Origin of the sequence: Nostoc sp. UHCC 0251, from assembly GCF_034932245.1 — a bacterium.
Lineage (GTDB): Bacteria > Cyanobacteriota > Cyanobacteriia > Cyanobacteriales > Nostocaceae > Nostoc.
In genome coordinates this window covers 1-17,411 of record NZ_JAYGHD010000329.1, presented here as the reverse complement: position 1 = coordinate 17,411, position 17,411 = coordinate 1, and the positions used below count along the sequence as shown (strand labels likewise).

The window sequence follows — 17,411 nt, the reverse complement described above, 5'->3', positions numbered from 1 at the left end:
CTACATTCTTTTTCGGAGATGTCTATTAAGTCTAATTAAACCAAATCTGTTACTAGCTAATTTACGGTAAAATCTAACGGTTTCAATCAGCGCAATAAACCAAGCGTGAAAACTGACAGCATTTTTTACCGCCTTTTTCAAGAACTTCCTAGTATCTTTTTTGAATTAATTGGTAATCCACCCCAAACCGCAGAGGATTATAAATTCTCCTCAATTGAAATTAAGCAAACTGCATTCCGTATAGATGGTGTTTTTCTGCCAACACAAGGGGAAGAGAATCCGATTTACTTTGTTGAAGTCCAGTTTCAAACCGACACAGAAATTTATTCCCGCTTATTTTCAGAAATTTATTTATACTTACGCCAAAATAAACCTAAAAATTCTTGGCGAGGAGTAGTTATCTATCCCAATCGCACCCTAGATACAGCAGATATCAAGAATTACAGTGAAATTTTCACAAGTGGGCGCATCAGTCGCATTTATCTTAATGAATTAGGTGAAACTGCATCATTGCCAGTTGGAATTGCTACGATGAAATTAGTGGTCGATGAAGAAGAGACAGCAATTACATCTGCTAGGCAGTTAATAGACAGAACCCAGCAAGAAATCAACATTGAACCACAACGGCGGCAGTTACTAGAATTGATAGAGACAATTTTGGTTTACAAGTTTCCGACAATGAGTCGAGAGGAGATTGAAGGTATGTTTGGGTTAAGCGATTTGAAACAAACACGAGTTTATCAAGAAGGCAAGCAAGAAGGCAAGCAAGAAGGCAAACAAGAAGGCAAACAAGAAGGAGCGCGTGAAGAAAAGTTTAGAATGATACCTTTGTTGTTGAGATTGGGATTGAGTTTTGAAGAAACAGCGAAAGAGCTAGGTTTGAGCCTAGAAGAGATTCAGCAAGAAATGCAGAAACAGCCTCCAAGTCAGGATACGTAACCTACAATTAGCACTGACGCAGATACCTCTAAATATTCCTGCTATTTTCCATTCCCATTAATTTTTTATTTTTTATTATGATTTCGCTCTCTCCCATTCTCCAAGCTAGACTTTCCCAACCTTTAAAGATTGGCTCATTTGAGGTAAAAAGTCGGGTTCTCCAGTCGCCTCTATCTGGGGTGACAGATATGGTGTTTCGCCGTCTTGTGCGTCGCTATGCACCAGATTCGATGATGTATACCGAAATGGTGAATGCTACAGGATTGCATTATGTCAAGCAGCTACCCATAATTATGGAGGTAGACCCAAATGAGCGCCCAATTAGCATTCAATTATTTGATTGCCGCCCAGATTTTTTAGCAGAAGCAGCAGTAAAGGCAGTTGCAGAAGGTGCTGATACTGTAGATATTAATATGGGTTGTCCAGTAAATAAAATCACTAAAAATGGTGGTGGTTCTTCGTTGTTGCGGCAACCAGAAGTAGCAGAGGCAATTGTCCGGGAAGTGGTAAAAGCTGTTGATGTACCTGTGACAGTAAAAACCCGTATTGGCTGGAATGACAACGAAATTACTATTCTCGACTTTGCCAAGCGGATGGAAGATGCCGGGGCAAAAATGATCACAGTCCACGGACGCACCCGCGCCCAAGGATATAATGGCAATGCCCGTTGGGAATGGATTGCGCGTGTAAAAGAAGTGCTTTCTATCCCAGTCATTGGGAATGGAGATATTTTTTCTGTTGAAGCAGCAGTGAAATGTTTAGAACAAACTGGCGCTGATGGTGTGATGTGTTCTCGTGGGACTTTAGGTTATCCATTTTTGGTTGGAGAAATTGATCACTTCCTGAAAACTGGGGAGATATTACCGACACCTACACCAATTCAGCGTTTGGAATGTGCAAGAGATCATTTACAAGCCTTGTGGGAATATAAAGGCGATCGCGGTGTACGTCAAGCCCGTAAGCACATGACTTGGTATGCTAAGGGTTTCGTTGGTGCTGCCGAACTTCGAGGACAGCTAAGTTTGGTTGAAAAGGTAGATCAAGGTTTAGCAATGATTGATCAAGCAATTGAAAAATTGGCTAATGGTTATGAACTACAGGAAGAAGCAGAAGGTAGTTTGGTGATGCTTTAAATAGTTGATTTGATCGCTAGTTTGGGCTGAGATTCGTGGTTGTTAAAAGTGAGACGATGATGGATGGAGTTGGAGATTACAATGGTTTCAATTCCTAATAGGGATTTTGATTAATTGCAATAGTTTTAGCTTCTTCAATATCAGGATCGTAGCCTGTTTCAATCCCTAATAGGGATTTTGATTAATTGCAATCGCTGGCGTCTGAAAGCTTTGCTGTATTTGGTTTTCAAGGTACAGTTGCGCGAATGGGAAAACATAACACAGGCAATAGTCATAACACAAGATGCAAATCGCTGAAAACCATTCCCCATAAGGTGCGCGGATGGCTTGAAAGTACTATCGCCCTCAAAGTCTTGTATAGAAGGAGCATATAGCCTTTTTTGCCCCTTCTAATTTTGTACACCTACCCATCCGCGCATTTGGCAAGAAAATTAGTCTAATTACCGATCGCTACCTCTATTAAAATAAGCGATCGCCTAATCCTTACACACCTTAATTTACCAAGTCAGGGAATACCTCTTGCACAGCCGGATGCACTAAGTGATGATTCTGCACATTCACACCCTTAGCTAATGCTGGGTTAACTTCCAGTGCCTTAATTCCCAAATTCGCCAATTGGACAACATAAGGTAATGTACTGTTATTGAGTGCCTGGGTTGCTGTCCAAGGTACTGCTCCTGGCATATTAGGAACACCATAATGCACCACACCTTCTTCAAGGTATACCGGATTTGTGTGGGATGTAGGGTGTAAAGTTTCTATACAACCGCCTTGGTCAACGGCTACATCAACTATTACAGAACCAGGACGCATTTGTTTGACCAATTCACGAGATACTAATATTGGCGCTCTACGTCCTAATACTAAAACTGCACCGATGAGCAAATCGGCTTCTTTGACTGCGGCTTCAATATGAGCAGAGTTGCTGTAAAGCAATTCGACTCTAGAGCCAAATAGGGTTTCTAAGTAAGATAAGCGCTCGACACTCACATCTAAAATCTGTACGCTAGCACCCATGCCCACGGCAATTTTAGCTGCTTCTGTGCCGACAACGCCGCCACCTAAAATGACTACTTTTCCTGGTTTAACTCCAGGGACACCGCCCAAAAGTACACCTCTACCACCTTGCTGACGTTCTAAGAATCTGGCCCCAAATTGTACTGCTAGCCGACCGGCAATCACGCTCATGGGGGTGAGCAAGGGTAGTCTGTTAGCACCAGGTTGTTCTACGGTTTCGTAGGCGATCGCAGTTGTGCCACAATCAATTAAATGCTCTGTCAATTTGCGATCGGCTGCTAAGTGTAAATAAGTAAATAATATCTGTCCTTTTTGCAAAAATTTATACTCTGAGTTTAATGGCTCTTTGACTTTAACAACCAATTCCCGATTCCAAGCCGTTTCTGATGTTGGGACAATCTCGGCTCCAGCAATTCTGTAGTCATCATCTGAAAATCCAGCACCATTGCCTGCTTGCGTCTCGACGAAGATGCTATGACCGTTCTCCCGCAGCACCCGCACACTAGAAGGACTTAAACCTACACGAAATTCTTGATCCTTATTTTCCTTGGGAACGCCAATTTCCATATATAGCCTCTGATAATTTTTTTGTTTAACTCTAGCCTGCCAATCTTAAGCTTGCTACTGATCTATTACAGATAGCTGTATTACAGATAGCTAATCTCAGTTCTAAGTTTTTCAATTTAATCTGAGTAGCCCTAAATTCAAGCTCTTGACTATTGCCCCAGTGTTTATACAATATATAAAGAATAGTAACAATTTATTAAAAGAGCGATTGTATAGCTCTTTACTAGAAAGCTTTTGCTGAATTTGTCAAGTCATCTTGGCATTCAAGCACTGCAATCAGCTTATAAGTTGCCAAGTGGAGGGTCAAAGTTAAGGCGAAAAGAACCAGTCAATTCCTTTAACCTTTACCGCTTATCCGCGACAACTAATGCGAAGTCTAATATCAAGTCCCGTTCGCCGAAAAAAGGTTTCTTAAAAATGACACAAACACAACCAACGATTACACCTAAACTAGAGGAGCCAAAGTTTGGCTTTAACGAATATGCTGAACGCTTGAATGGTCGAGCTGCAATGATTGGCTTCGCTTTGCTGCTGGTGATTGAATATGTCACTAATCAAGGGGTGCTATCATGGCTGGGTCTAAAGTAGTGCCACTAACAAGAATAAGGTAGAAGTTGTAAGCTAGTATTTAAGAGAGTTTTAACCAGCTGGAACAACCAGTTGGTTTTGACTTTAACAATTGTTAGCCAAGTACTTCACCCCAAATACATTAATTAGACTTATTCGTAAATTATTGCCCTAGAATGTAAGCAAGAGAGGAATCAAAAGATTTATTGGTGATAGATATATTATAGTCTTGAAACTAGTAGAGTACGGCGGAAATCCAGCCACTATGTCAATTAACAAAACTTGGCAAGGGGCAAAATCCCATAATTAAAGGTAGGCAAACTTCCGCCATAGTCTACTAATATATACAAGGCGATTCATGAGTCCACTTCCTCCCCTAATAGAGAAAATCATAATTAGCGTCTGCCTTAGATGAGAGAGGCAAATTACGGGTGAGGTATTCTTAGTAAATATACACGAAAGGTAAACTGGAACCAACCAAGCTGTGATGAATGCTGTATTACCTCGTTTTTTGAAGTCAACCTACCGAAAAGAGCCACTAATCAGTGTATTGATTACGATGGGCGCTATAGATGCCCTGATTGGCGGATTGAATGATAGCTGGTCGTTGTTCGCTTTTGGTTTAGGAACAACAGGGATAGCGCTAGCTTTTAAATTGTGGCGTTTCCAGCAGCGTCGTCCTCTACCAGAAGAGCCTGTAGTGCAACATTATTTGCCCTCTCGTTCTTCTAGTCCACCTTTACCAATGTTAAGCGTTTCTAAGAAAAAACCACCTCTTTAGGAAGTGCAGAGTTATTACTTAATAACTCTGCAAAATTAATTGGAGTAACCGTATCTATAAAAGTGAGGAAAAAGAGTGAGTAGTGAGGGAAGAGGTGGGGGTAATCTTCTGCGGCCGTATATTATCCTGGCATTTATGGCAGCTGTTGCCCTTCCAGTGAGTACTTGGGAAGGGTTTTATATTTATGAAGCTCATGCTGCTATTGAGGTAACACCAAACTTCCAAACTACCAACAGCTTTGCTAATGCTCAACTACTCAACACACTCAAAGGACATAACGGAACCGTTAAATCCCTCGCTTTTAGTCCAGATAGCAGGATTCTTGTGAGTGGAGGTGCAGAAAACGAGGGTGTAATTCGCCTGTGGAATCCAGCAAACGGCAAGAAGTTGGGGAATATTAACAAAGCACACCAAACAGCCGTAGAATCTTTAGTGATTTCGCCAGATGGGCAAACTCTCGCTAGTTGTAGTAATGACAATACAATTAACCTCTGGAACCTGAAAAATTTTAAATTTACCCGTTCTTTTGTCGGACATACCAGCAACGTATTATCTTTAGCGGTGTCTCCTGATAGTAAAGTTCTAATCAGTGGAGCTTTGGATGGGATTCGGATATGGGATTTGCTACAGCAGCGTCCTTTAGGAACTCTAGTCCGTTTTGATAATTTGATTTATACTCTGGCCATTAGCCCTGATGGGCAGACCTTGGCGAGTGGTGACAATAAGGGTGTAATCAAGCTGTGGAATTTGAGTACTGGTCAATTAATTAGTGAATTGACAGCTCATTCTAATGGTGTTAGCGCTGTGATCTTTACACCAGATGGACAAACATTAGTTAGTGCAAGCCGCGATCGCACAGTCAAAGTGTGGAATCTTAATACTGGAGAATTAGTCCGCACTCTTACAGGACATAATAACTGGGTAAATGCGATCGCTATTAACCCCGATGGTCAAACCCTTGCTAGTGCCGGCAGAGATGGGATTAAAATGTGGAATTTAACTACAGGTGAGTTAATAAATACACTAAGTGGACATACAGACTGGGTAAGTGCGATCGCTTTTAGTCCTGATGGCAAAATTCTTGCCAGTGGTGGATTTGATCGACAAATCAAGATTTGGGGAACTCCACGAAAACCTAATTAACAGCGATCGTACAAAATAATTGTGAGCTAGTAGGCTATATCCCCGACTTCTTTAAAAGTCGGGGATATGCTTGTCTGTCCTTTCGAGGCTTAGTGACTCGCGACGCGATCACTCTACTTTTCACGCCATGTAGAAAGTCAGGCGATCGCTAATGCCGAAAAACTCCCCCAATCATTTACCGTATCTGCTAAAATCTTGTCTTGCATTTTTAGAGTTTTTATAGTAGAAAATCAACCAGAGCTTAGATAAAATTTTGCCAAAACTAGCCAAAATCAATGATGGTAGTAACCAAGAGCGATGTCTACGATGGGCTACGCCTACCCCAATTGTTGAATAACTGTAAATACTTGATGAAAATACAGCCGAGCTAATATCTTCTCCAGCAAATTACTGTAAGTATAAACATAGGTAATTCTAAATCATCTATGCAGCTACTTGCCCTCTAGATCGGAACAATTTCTGAACTTAGACAATCTTAGAAATGGTCATCGTCAGTAAATGCACTCAGGTAAATATCACTATCTTGGCTGAAGCAAAGGGTTGTAGCGCTTAAACGCTACTTGAAACATAAGACAAATTGCTACTTAAATGATGTTTAATTTTCCCGAACTGTTTTTGATCCCCATTTCGATAGAATGGCTAGGCAGAACCCTAAAACTAAAAACCGCTTTTGACTGCGACGCCCATGAATCAACTGAACAATGGTTTTACAATATTTTTAAGTCTGCTAGTCGAGGCGATGCCTTTTTTGCTTCTTGGGGTTTTATTCTCCAGTTTGCTGCTGTTTTTTGTTGATGAGCGCAAATTAGTAGAAAAAATGCCCACAAATCCCCTGCTGGGTGCTTTAGTTGGCAGCATGATCGGCTTTTTATTTCCAGTGTGTGAGTGCGGGAATGTACCGGTAGCACGGCGGTTCTTAATGCAGGGAGTACCCACACCAGTCGCAATTGGTTTTTTGCTAGCAGCACCAACAATTAACCCAATTGTAATTTGGGCAACTTGGACAGCATTTCGAGATCAGCCAGAAATAGTGATTTTACGAGTCGTATTTTCCCTAGCAATTGCCACAATTATCGGTTTTGTTTTCAGTTTTCAAAAGGACTTAAACCCCATAGTCCAACCTGCGATCGCTCGTTATATGAAGTTTAATCCACCCGCGCAGCCTGAAACCAAACGCCGTGGTAAGCGTTATCAAGTACAACAGGAAGCAACAGTACCAAATCTGTTGCAATCTGGGACTTATATCTTAGGAGGAAAACCAGGTATGCCTCTACGGATAGATCCGAATTTCGTACAGGCTACTACCGCAAGTTCTAATCCAAATAAACCGCTTGCAGATAAACTGCGCCTAGTCGTGGATAATAGCATCCAAGAATTGCGGGAATTGGGTGGAGTGATGATTTTAGGAAGTGCGATCGCTGCTGCTATTCAAGTCCTAGCTCCCCGCGAATTAATTCTCAGTTTGGGAGCTGGCCCCATTACCTCAATTGTGGTCATGCTGATATTAGCAGTAGTGGTGTCAATTTGTTCTACAGTCGATTCTTTCTTTGCCCTATCTTTTGCCTCCACCTTTAGTAGTGGTTCATTGTTGGCATTTCTAGTGTTTGGGCCAATGATTGACATCAAGAGTGTTGGTTTGATGTTATCTATCTTTAAACCCAAAACTATCTTTTACCTATTTGCTTTAGCAGCACAATTGACATTTTTGTTTACTCTTTTCCTGAACTTGTACGTCTTTTAAGAAATTATTTGTCATTTGTCCTTTGTTAATGACTAATGACCAATGACCAATGACTAATGACTAATGATTAATGGCTAACAAAAATCCCAAATCTAAAATCCTCAATCTATTATTCCCTTGGCTGGATGCCCTAGCAATTACAGCTTGGGGTGTTTTGATGTTGAGATATTGGCAAACTAACAAGCTGAACCTATTGATTCACCCAAATTTTTTTGGGTTGGTGATTGTGGCTGGTATCGGCTTCATCATTATTGGTTTCTTTAAGATGCAGGAACTTTGGCAACGGCGTCGCCGTGATGTTACGCCAAACATGCAGCATATTAGTTTATTTCCCCCTGGTTGGGGCAGTGCTTTGTTGTTGACTACAGCGATTCTAGGTTTTATCATTACACCGCAAGTTTTTGCTAGTGACAAAGCACTCCAAAGGGGTGTGACGGCTGATTTATTGGGAAGCACACGCGTCAAACCCCAAGCCTTTCGGGTTACTGTTCGTCCAGAAGAGCGATCGCTTGTAGACTGGGTACGCACAATCAATGTCTATCCAGAGCCAGATGCATATACAGGACAAAAAGTCAAGGTGCAGGGATTTGTCATCCACCCGCCGGATATAGGAAAAGAATATTTATTCTTAGCGCGATTTGTCTTAACTTGTTGTGCCGCAGATGCTTACCCTGTGGGATTACCCGTCAAACTACAAAATAATCAAGAGCGTTACTCCCCTGATACCTGGCTGGAAGTCGAAGGACAAATGATGACAGAAAATTTGGCAGATAAACGCCAACTTACTATTGCCGCTACCTCTCTGAAAAAGATTCCTCAACCGGAAAATCCTTATAGTTATTAGTCATTTGTCATTTGTCTTTTGTCATTTGTAGATGACCAATGCCCTATGCCCCATGCCCACTTGCCCTGAGCGTATCGCTAAATCAAAAGCTCCGCTAACGCGTAGCGTCCCGTAGGGAAGGGATGCCCAATGCCCAATGCCCAATGCCCAATGCCCAATGCCCAATAACCAATGACTAAATCCAAAGCATTTATCCAACCACTGGATCGGATAGCGATCGCACTAATGCTACTGCTGAGTGTGCTGATTGGGTTAATCATAATGCAAGGTGATGTAATAACTGCCCGTGTCCGGGACTTTACTTGGCAAAATCAACAAATTGGGGCAGAAGATACCTCCTTCACCCTCACCTTCAGCCGCCCAATGGAAGTAAAAAGCGTAGAGGAGAACTTAAAAATCGAGCCACCCCTAGCAGGTAAATTCAGTTGGGCTGGGCGGCGGATGGTTTATACACTGGTGACACCAGCACCCTATGGCACGAATTATAAAGTGCAGTTACAGGGAGCTAAAGATCAGTTTGCTGAACAAGAAGGCAAAAATCGGGTAATACAGCCCTTTGTTGGTAGCTTCCGCACACGCGATCGCATCATTCTTTACATAGGAACCGATAAAGAAGAACAGGGGCGATTAGTTCTTTACAACTTAACCCAAGAGCAAAAAAGACTACTTACCCCTAAAGACCTGATAATAATGGACTTTGAGTCCTTTCCTGATGGGGAGAAAATTTTATTTTCTGCTCGCGCTGCTAACAACCAAGACTTACTTTCAGCCCAATTGTACACAGTGACAACAGGCGTTCCTAGTAAATCTGAACAAGAAGTAGAACCAGCAGGTAGAGTTGACCTGATTTTAGATAGTAAAGATTATCAAAACCTGAAATTTGACTTATCACCTGATGGTCAAACTATAGTGATCCAGCGGGGCAATAAAAATAATCCCGGCGACTTTGGACTATGGTTTATGCCAGCAACCAGTGACGGTTCAGCAGAAAAGCCCACCCCTAAACGTTTGGAAAGCCAACCTGGGGGAGACTTTACGATCACACCAGATAGCCAAGCCGTAGCAGTTGCCCAAGGACAGGGAGCAGCCATCCTACCACTGCAAGGTGATGCCAGTAAACCCCTAGATTTTCTGCCGCAGTTTGGTTTGGTACAGGCTTTTTCCAAAGATGGCTCTCAAGCAGCGATGGTAAAGTTTAATACAGATTACACGCGAGATTTGTTTTTAGTGACAAACCAAGGTGTGCAGAAACAACTATTAAAAACTACAGGCTCAATTCTCAGCTGCCAATTTGATGTTGCCTCACCCACCCTTTATTGCTTGCTGACACAGCTAGTATCCAAGGAACAATACATAGAACAGCCTTATGTGGTGGCAATTGATCTGAAAACCGGGCAACAGAAACCACTACTAGTACTGCCTCCCGCTCAACGGAATGTGCAAATGAGTTTATCTGCCGACGGTTTGGGCTTGTTATTTGACCAAGTAGTACCGCAGGCAAACCCCCCAGCATCGTTACCTACAAACACTTTAAAAACGGATGATGGAGATGCGATCGCAACCAGTAGCTTGTGGTTAATGCCTCTATTACCCATCGCTGATGCTGCGACTGTTGAAATTAGACCAGAACAACTTCCCTTAGCCGGATTTCGTCCCCGGTGGTTACCTTGAAATAGAGGTAAGGGAGTAGGGAGTAGGGAGTAGGGAGCAGGGGGAATAATTTATATGGGGATTCAAACCCATGTTTCCTACTAGAAAGTAGTAATTTACCAAGCATTGTGTCCCCTTCAAGAACTGCTTCTTCATTGAAAATCTTTAAATTCCCGACTTTTTAAAGAAGTCGGGAATCTTGTTGATAACACAATACGCTTGGGTTAAGCAAAGCGTAACCCAACAGAGCCACGGAAATGTTGGGTTACTCTGCGGTCAGCCCCTTGTTTACTTGGAAGATTGTTAAGCAACTTAAAAAGTTGTTACTTCTTAAATAAATTTTTACAAGTATTTACTCTTATTTGTTACAATTCCTTAACATTGCACTTCAGACAGAAGCTTTAGTTGTTTGCTGATATTAAATAGCGATGCCTTCTCTACGAGAGGCTTCGCCAACGGCGGGCTACGCCTACGCTCAAGATTACAGAATTATTATTGAATAGTAGATAGTGGTACTGAGTTCAATTCTAAGTTATCAAAAAACTGAGCAAATGCGTATTAAAATATACTTCATAAATGTATGTAGTAAGGGCAGATGCGATTATAGAAATAATTTATATGGTGAGACAGTTTTTTTATCTAGAAAAACTTCATCAGCCAATATAGTTTAGTTGTTAAGAATTGGGTTTTTCTTTCCTCCGATCCCCAGAGGCGGCCCGAATCCTCTTCCGTTTCTTCTTGACGGGAAAGAGCATCATAGTGTTATAACGGCATCAGTCTAGATACAAAATGGGGAACACCAATTGATAATTAATTGCTGGTGCTTGGAGAGAGTTAAACTTAGCTTCTAGAGCAAACCCTGATTAGACAGAGTTCATAAGCAATGCTAATGCCAGCACTGCTGAATATTTTTAAGCAGGTGGGTCAAAAGTGATGAATGAAGCTGACACCTCAAACAAGGGGGCTGTGATGGAATCCCTAAATTCTGCTAATTCGCCACAATCGGAGCAGGCGAGTTGTCCCTTTTACTCAGTTGTGCCTAATGACAATATGGCAGTAAAAAAAATGCCACTCCTCATGCCAGCTGAAGATACACAATTTTCAAAAGATACCACCCAGCAGGACTGGGTTGCAGAGCCTGAAAGCGGCAAACAAGCACTTATTGACTCGGAATTTCAGAACCTGCTGGCATTGAACGAAGAATTGCGTGCGGCTAATAATAAATTGTATGAACAAGTAGAGCAGCTAAAAGACAACCTAGCTGAGTCAGAAAAGGTTTTGCAGTGGCAGAAAACGCGTTCCAGCGTTACTGAGTCGATGCTCAACCAACACGCTCAAGAACTAGCTGCGGCTCAAGAACAGATAAAGACCTTATTTCAACAATTAGAAGCTGCTGTACAAACTGTTCAAAGCCAGGAAATTTTCACTGATACTTATAAAGCACAGCTACAAATTAGCCAACAACGCCTTGCCCAGTTAGAGCGAGAATGTACGTTATTACACACTAACAACAGCGAACAGTCTCAGCAGTTATTGCAATCAGAAACTGTTTGTCGGGAGTTACGTACCAGACTGATGCGACAACAACGCCAGACGCTGCAATTTAAAGCAGCTTTAGAAAAATGTTTAGATACATCGGTTCCTAACTATGACTCCCTAGACGATACTGCAAAACATCCTAAAGACATAACTAGTGGACAAGGAAGATTTTCTAGAAAAGCTCGATCTTTGTTTCCTAACGCCCAGCCAATTCAACCTTGGTCAGCAGAACCAGAATCTTTGGATAATTTAGATAATTCTTGGGGCGAACCGTCAGCACCAATCCCATTTCAAAGAAATGAATCGGCTCCGACATCATCATCTTCTTGGAACTGGTCAGTTAAGCAAAATACCTCAACACCAGCAGAACCCGCCCCATCTCCAAAAATCGATGATTCTCCAGATATACCGGAAGCTGTTTCAACTTCTGAGTCATCAAATTTAGATCAGCAATTAGATAGTCTAATCCAAATGTTTTTTACCTCTCAGCCTGCATCTGTAACACCACCATCTGCGGCGAAAACGGATGTGGATAGTAATCAGGGTGATACCCCTATCTGGGACACTTTAGCGACAATCCTAGAAGACGATAAAGAATTAGAAAATCCACAGGAGGAGCAATTGGAAGCAGAAATCAATCCCTCTGTAACTATCTCCCCTTCTTGGACGACAGATTCTTTGCTCTCACCAACCAATAACTTACCAGTTTCCCCTACTTCACCTCATATTGAGACACCTGTTGAACAAACTGAAGACTACTGGTCAGAAGTTTCACAAATGACGCAGTTGGAATTGTCGGCAACTGATTTGTCCCCAGAGTCATTAGGTGATAACACTAATGATACAAGTTCACCTTCGCCGGTGGTTTATCCCCAGCGTCCACCCAAGGGGCGTAAATCATTGGCATCTGTGGAACTGCCGAATTTTCGCCCCAAAGGTCAATAGTTAGTTGTCATTTGTCATTTGTCTAATACTAATGACCAATGACCAATGACTAATGACTAATTCTGACTTCTGACTTCGGAATTATGGCTTCTGGGTTAGATTTTACTACTTGAGCGCGCGATCGCGGTTTGCCTGTGGCGATCGCATAATTAATTGCTAATAGCCACAGCCACAAGCCTGGATTCCGGGGTTCTAGCCAAAAACCTGTCCGGTTCAAGAAGCGCCCGAACCACGGACCCAGTAAAGCGCTAATGAGGGCATGGCGACCGAAGTTCAAATAACTACCAAGCCATCGCATTAAATCTCTAGGCCCAGCAAGTTCCCAAATCCATAAAAGTAAGGCAGGGTTTTTTCTAGCTGCTTTGAGTGCCAGGCGGTTAAAGGTTAACCAATCACACCTATCTTTTATGAAGTTATCTGCTACTTCTTGCGGTTCGTCTGCCAACAGTCCAAAGAAGGTGTTGAGCATGGAGTTAATCCGCTGGGGTGGTAAAAATTTTCCAGTGGGTACCATCATGCCTTTGGAAAATAGCCAAGTCACGGAAACGTTGCTTTGGTAAGCGCGAATTTGGTTCAAGTGGCGGAAACTCAACAAGTCATGTTTGAGAGCAGTATCCAACAGGGTTGTTAAACGCTCTAAGTTGCGAACTAGCGAACCAAAACCGGTGAAGACAAGGGGAGACTGGAGTGATGCAGCATCGCCGATCGCAATCAATCGATCAAAGGCAACTGTGCGATCGCTACTTCCCACACTAAAATGTCCCGGTATATACCCAAATGTCGGCTTCTTCCACACCAATTTGTCCATGTCGCACCTGCGATACTCTGGCAAAATTGTGAAAAAGTCCTCGTACATCTCTAACAAGGAACCGGGATTTTCAGCATTGACTTCGTGGTAATGAAATAAATAAATCGTCAGTTCATCATCTGCCCCAGGAAACAGTTCCCAAATCAGCTGCCTTCCCCGTGAAATATCCCCATGACTATAAAGAACGTCCCCATACTGCGAATCCCACACTTGCGGCTCAAATCCGCTCTCAATTGCCGCTCCCACTGTCGGACACACACTATCAAAAGCACGACCACCATTTAATTGCCAAGCGATGGGTGACGCTGTTCCCATTGCATCTATTAGCAACCGTCCACTTACTTCCTTTTCAACCTGGCTGGGTAAGTGCTTGACTTTCAGGATAACCTGTGATATATCAATATCTGCACGGATAAACTCTGTTTCATCCCAGATTTCACCGCCTGCCGCTTGCAGTTTTTGCCCACACATTTGGAGCCATTTTTCGGAATCTAAGCCTAAATTTAGCACTGTAGGTGTGTGGAGGACGGGCGATCGCAGTTTGGTTGGATTATTAGCGTCAAAAAACTTATTGAATCCGTCTTTGTATTCCCTAGCAATGATGGTTTCTAACTCAGCGGGGGTGACTAAACCCAAGTTAACCAAGCTTTGAATCTCATCGCGGGAAATATTCCACTCTCGGTTCATTCGCCCAAAGGGCATTCGTTCTACCAGCAGGACTTTATATCCCAGTTTTGCCATCAATGCTGCATGAATCACGCCTAGTGCGCCACCGATGTAGATGATGTCATAAGTGGGGGATGAGAGGGAAGAGGCAGGGGGGCAGGGTGCAGGGTGCAGAGGAGAGAAATTTTCCCCCTGCTCCCGTTCGGCTACGCTCACGGCAAGCCTGCTCCCTGCTCCCGTACCTGCTCTCCTATCCCCTCGACTGGAAAACACAACCTGACGCGGCTGCTGCGGATTCCGTACTCCTTCGCGCCATCGTTGTTCCCACCAGTAGGCACGTGTTAGGTCATATTCACCATTAGGCATTTTCTGAAAATACTTGACGGTAAGGGGGTAAACAGAGCCTAGCGCTGCAAAAATTGATTGCTTAGATAAATCAATCGCTGGCGGTTCTGGGTAATGATGCGGAAAACGGCTTCTGATTTCCTTGGTTAGCCGTTGCAGGATTTGTCTTTCATTGGGAAAGGGCTGGTTTGCCCAACGAAACACTTTTAAATAGGTAGTTCGTTGCACCGACCAGACAAATACCGAAAGTTCCGCAGGCAAGTTTTCGGAAAGAGCCACCCCAGCAGTTGTAGTTCCAGTGGGGATTTGGAGGCGAAAGCCTTCCGAGGTAAGCAATTTTTTTCCATTACCGGGTTCAAAATCTGTTTGTAGCCAGCTACGCACAGTTGCTATATCCGGAGTTGGAACTTCTAAATAAAGGATTTCTCTCATCGTCTCCTGACATCTCCGATCAATCTACTCACTAAGACAGATTTTATGAAGGCACAAAGTAAGGTAAACTCCGCCCTATTACTTTCGTAAAGATTCAGTGAAGAAATTTTAAGAATTTGTCAAATTTATCGTTCATTTTGTATTTCTGTAAACCCACGCCATGAATTATCCCATTCCAGACAGTCCCCAGGAAATTGTTGCCCTGCGACAACAGCCGATTGATGAAGAACTAGTTGCCAGTGCGATCGCTGGAGTAATTAAAATTGTCCGTGCTCAGGGTCAATCTTTGGAAGAATTAACCGCTCAGTTGCTAGCAGATGATTCCCTGTTGGATCAGCAACAACGTCGCTGGTTGACCCAATTAGTTGCCCAATCCTGGGAAAATTTCTCCTAAAACCTTGTATATGATGAAGTTTTTGTTGCAGCATTGATTTCTAGGTCTGCACCTAAATGTTGGCAATGCCTGCGGCGGGCTGCGCCTACGCATTTTAGGTATAGGAGTAATATGTCTGGAATTGGCAATTGGGTTGCTATTTTTGCATTTACGGCACAGAAGGCACTAACTTAACCATATCAGCACTGGGCACTAGAAACTCAATCTATGCGTCAAACCCAGCCTAAGGATAGAATTACTCAAAGCGGTCAGCCTTCTAGATTAGTTACCAGACGTAAATCCAAGGGTTGGAATTTCAATGTTTTATATCGATTCATCTGGGAACGATCATCGGCGCTGAACACATGATTCTTTTTCACGAATCATTGAAAAATATTTAAGTAAAACTTATAAAAAATTCCTAATTAATTTATATAGCTTATTTATTGTCTTAACTGTCTTAACTGTCTTTGCATTCTGATTAAAAGTCTGAGATTTTAAGAAGCATAAAGTGTGGTGTTAAGTAAGTTGGCACAATCAATTCAAACTATATGAAGAAAAATGAATTCAGCTAAAACCCTTATGCCTATTGCCTATTGCCTATTGCCTTATCCCAACGATAATTATTTACGCCAACTTACTTATGCATTCCAAGCGATTTGGAGAGCTTAAACAATGACAACCATAACCACTAGGAAACTAAAACCCTACTTACATGTCGCAGCAAGCACCTGGAAAGCTTCAGCAAGCCTTTGTTAGTTTCGCTTGTTGAATTTAGGTATAAAAAGCAACTAGTAAATCTCAAAAACATCAAAGAGGTAATTGATGAGCAATATTAAAGAAGCAGTAACTGCATTACGTAAATCGCTACTCCAAACCGAGGTGTTAGCTTAATCGCAGGGCTTTATCTTACTAAAAAAACGTTGGGTAGTCTTTCGCGCTTTCGGTTTGCTGTTTGGGTGTCGATTTCTAAAGACGAGTTTAAAAAAATTAATTTTGGTTTCTGGGCTACTATATCCCCGATTTATTCAATAAATCGGGGATATAACTGCCTTTTTGATGATATTTATACTCAAAATATGAATATACTAATTATCCTGGGTGAAGTTGTATTTTTAGTACTCATTTTCTCATTGTTTAACTGGTTAATTGGCACAATTTTTAAGCAGATCACTAAAGTTTCTTGGCTTCAAGGGATATCTGCAAATATCACTTTCCTGCGCCGGAGTATCAGCAGAACTTTAATTTTAATTTCTGTGATTCTCTGTCTTGTGCTGATTGGTGTGAATGGGATGGTGATTTATCGAGGTGGAAACCTTCAGGAATTTCAACTTAATCTTATTCGCAGTCTTCCTACTCAATTTTGGCTCAATCTCTTGACGGCGAGTTTAAAAACTGTGAGTTTACTAATTCTAGTTAAATTTAGCATAGCGCCCTTAAACCAGGGTATCGATTGGGTTTGCGATTATGCCAAAAAAGCCGATCAAATAAAGGCTAATGATGAAAGTACTGAGGCTTTTTTTAGAGTCCTAAAAAGAATTACTAATCATACTCTTTGGATATCATCCGCTATCCTGTGCACTAAATTTTTCTACCTCCCAGAAGTCATTCCCAAAAATATTTACATTGCCTTAAAAATATACATTATTGTCACAGTTGGTTTACTCATTGTCAAAGCTGTTGCTACTATCGTTGATACTCTAGACGCGCTGAGTCTTAAATACTCCAGTTCTAACAATCTACTGCGTTTATACGAGCGTTTACGCCATTTAATTCCTCTCTTCAAAAAATCTTTGGAATACGTCCTTTATGTTGGCATAGTAAATCTTGTTGTTCCAGAAATAGAATTTATTGCTTGGGTAAGTACTTATACCCCTAGAATTGTGCAGATTATTGGGGTTTATTTTATTAGCAATGTTTT

12 protein-coding genes and 1 pseudogene are annotated in these 17,411 nt (G+C 42.0%); 11 read left to right on the top strand and 2 right to left on the bottom strand.

Features of this window, described 5'->3' with window-relative positions:
- The first annotated feature begins 105 nt into the window (after positions 1-105).
- A complete protein-coding gene (locus VB740_RS27365; RefSeq protein WP_323202999.1) occupies positions 106-939 on the top strand; it encodes an Rpn family recombination-promoting nuclease/putative transposase in 834 nt (277 codons plus the stop codon).
- A gap of 77 nt (positions 940-1,016) precedes the next feature.
- Entirely contained in the window at positions 1,017-2,072 is a 1,056-nt protein-coding gene (gene dusB / locus VB740_RS27360; protein WP_323202998.1) for a tRNA dihydrouridine synthase DusB, read from the top strand.
- A 492-nt stretch (positions 2,073-2,564) separates the two neighbouring features.
- On the opposite strand, the gene ald is transcribed toward dusB, so the two are convergent.
- Entirely contained in the window at positions 2,565-3,656 is a 1,092-nt protein-coding gene (gene ald, locus VB740_RS27355) for an alanine dehydrogenase (protein WP_323202997.1), read from the bottom strand.
- Positions 3,657-4,073: 417 nt separating this feature from the next.
- Between ald and VB740_RS27350 the strand changes: the two genes are divergently transcribed.
- The 7 genes from VB740_RS27350 (at position 4,074) to VB740_RS27320 (ending at position 12,866) form a co-directional block, all read left to right on the top strand.
- Positions 4,074-4,244, top strand: a complete 171-nt coding sequence (locus tag VB740_RS27350) for a chlorophyll a/b-binding protein (protein WP_094331136.1) — start codon at positions 4,074-4,076, stop codon at positions 4,242-4,244.
- A 466-nt stretch (positions 4,245-4,710) separates the two neighbouring features.
- Entirely contained in the window at positions 4,711-5,004 is a 294-nt protein-coding gene (locus VB740_RS27345) for a hypothetical protein (protein WP_323203013.1), read from the top strand.
- A gap of 135 nt (positions 5,005-5,139) precedes the next feature.
- Complete coding sequence (locus VB740_RS27340) at positions 5,140-6,147, top strand: WD40 repeat domain-containing protein (protein ID WP_416290741.1); 1,008 nt, start codon at positions 5,140-5,142, stop codon at positions 6,145-6,147.
- Positions 6,148-6,832: 685 nt separating this feature from the next.
- A complete protein-coding gene (locus VB740_RS27335; RefSeq protein WP_323203012.1) occupies positions 6,833-7,888 on the top strand; it encodes a permease in 1,056 nt (351 codons plus the stop codon).
- A gap of 70 nt (positions 7,889-7,958) precedes the next feature.
- Positions 7,959-8,732, top strand: coding sequence for a TIGR03943 family putative permease subunit (locus VB740_RS27330; RefSeq protein WP_323202995.1), 774 nt, complete (start codon positions 7,959-7,961; stop codon positions 8,730-8,732).
- Positions 8,733-8,903: 171 nt separating this feature from the next.
- Positions 8,904-10,403: an Ig-like domain-containing protein gene (locus VB740_RS27325; RefSeq protein WP_323202994.1), complete on the top strand. Its 1,500-nt coding sequence runs from the start codon at positions 8,904-8,906 to the stop codon at positions 10,401-10,403.
- A gap of 912 nt (positions 10,404-11,315) precedes the next feature.
- Entirely contained in the window at positions 11,316-12,866 is a 1,551-nt protein-coding gene (locus VB740_RS27320; RefSeq protein WP_323202993.1) for a hypothetical protein, read from the top strand.
- Positions 12,867-12,915: 49 nt separating this feature from the next.
- Here the strand turns inward: VB740_RS27320 and VB740_RS27315 are convergent, their stop codons facing one another.
- A complete protein-coding gene (locus VB740_RS27315) occupies positions 12,916-15,117 on the bottom strand; it encodes a flavin-dependent dehydrogenase (protein WP_323202992.1) in 2,202 nt (733 codons plus the stop codon).
- A gap of 160 nt (positions 15,118-15,277) precedes the next feature.
- On the opposite strand from VB740_RS27315, the gene VB740_RS27310 reads away from it, so the two are divergent.
- Entirely contained in the window at positions 15,278-15,511 is a 234-nt protein-coding gene (locus VB740_RS27310; protein WP_229462252.1) for a hypothetical protein, read from the top strand.
- A 1,058-nt stretch (positions 15,512-16,569) separates the two neighbouring features.
- Positions 16,570-17,411 (top strand): annotated as a pseudogene (locus tag VB740_RS27305) (mechanosensitive ion channel family protein); the annotation flags it as partial.

Coding starts and splice junctions, on each gene's coding strand:
- VB740_RS27320 (WP_323202993.1), top strand. CDS start 11,316: ATGAATGAAGCTGACACCTCAAACAAGGGGGCTGTGATGGAATCCCTA.
- VB740_RS27310 (WP_229462252.1), top strand. CDS start 15,278: ATGAATTATCCCATTCCAGACAGTCCCCAGGAAATTGTTGCCCTGCGA.
- VB740_RS27315 (WP_323202992.1), bottom strand. CDS start 15,117: ATGAGAGAAATCCTTTATTTAGAAGTTCCAACTCCGGATATAGCAACT.
- ald (WP_323202997.1), bottom strand. CDS start 3,656: ATGGAAATTGGCGTTCCCAAGGAAAATAAGGATCAAGAATTTCGTGTA.
- VB740_RS27340 (WP_416290741.1), top strand. CDS start 5,140: ATGGCAGCTGTTGCCCTTCCAGTGAGTACTTGGGAAGGGTTTTATATT.
- VB740_RS27330 (WP_323202995.1), top strand. CDS start 7,959: ATGGCTAACAAAAATCCCAAATCTAAAATCCTCAATCTATTATTCCCT.
- VB740_RS27335 (WP_323203012.1), top strand. CDS start 6,833: ATGAATCAACTGAACAATGGTTTTACAATATTTTTAAGTCTGCTAGTC.
- dusB (WP_323202998.1), top strand. CDS start 1,017: ATGATTTCGCTCTCTCCCATTCTCCAAGCTAGACTTTCCCAACCTTTA.
- VB740_RS27325 (WP_323202994.1), top strand. CDS start 8,904: ATGACTAAATCCAAAGCATTTATCCAACCACTGGATCGGATAGCGATC.
- VB740_RS27345 (WP_323203013.1), top strand. CDS start 4,711: ATGAATGCTGTATTACCTCGTTTTTTGAAGTCAACCTACCGAAAAGAG.
- VB740_RS27350 (WP_094331136.1), top strand. CDS start 4,074: ATGACACAAACACAACCAACGATTACACCTAAACTAGAGGAGCCAAAG.